The 562-nt window shown below is 49.6% G+C and carries 1 pseudogene; it reads right to left on the bottom strand.

Annotated features, from left to right (window positions below):
* Positions 1 to 491, bottom strand: a pseudogene (locus tag H6B30_RS16070) (TraG/VirB4 family ATPase); the annotation flags it as partial.
* Positions 492 to 562: the final 71 nt, after the last annotated feature.

Raw genomic sequence — 562 nt, 5'->3', positions numbered from 1 at the left:
ACTTCCGAGGGGAGCAGCAGGGCGCGGCTTTCCGGCACTTCCGGCTGGTCATTGGCGTTTATCAGGCGGTCGATGTCCTCCATCTCGTGGTTGTATTTCTCGTAGTCATCCTCCATCTTGGCGTCTACAAGTAGCTTTTGCCGCAACTCTGCACGCTGCTTTTCCGTGAATTTCTCGAAAGGATGGAAATAGGCATCGTAATATTCTACGAGGGTCTGGTTGACTATCATGTCCTCTATCTTGCTGGGGAATGTGCTGCCCTTGAAGATGAGGAACACAAGCGATTTGAGGAAATTCTTCTTCTCGCCGAAGTTCAGCCCGTATTCCTCCGCCGTGACCTTGAAGGGGTTCATGGAGATGGGCTTCTCTTTGGAATAGGAGATGTACGTGCCGCCGTAGTAGCCACAGATGCCCTCGTAGGAGTCGCCCGTGTCCACCATGACCACATCCGTCTGCTGTTCCAACAACTGGCGGACGACTGAGTTCATATGAGAGAGTATTTATAGTTGATTATCAGCGATATAAGAAAATATCGGTACAAAAATAATCGCTGTAAGAAACA

The organism is Marseilla massiliensis (genome assembly GCF_016899955.1).
GTDB classification, from domain to species: Bacteria; Bacteroidota; Bacteroidia; order Bacteroidales; family Bacteroidaceae; genus Prevotella; species Prevotella intestinigallinarum.
This window is presented reverse-complemented; position numbering and strand designations above follow the sequence as displayed.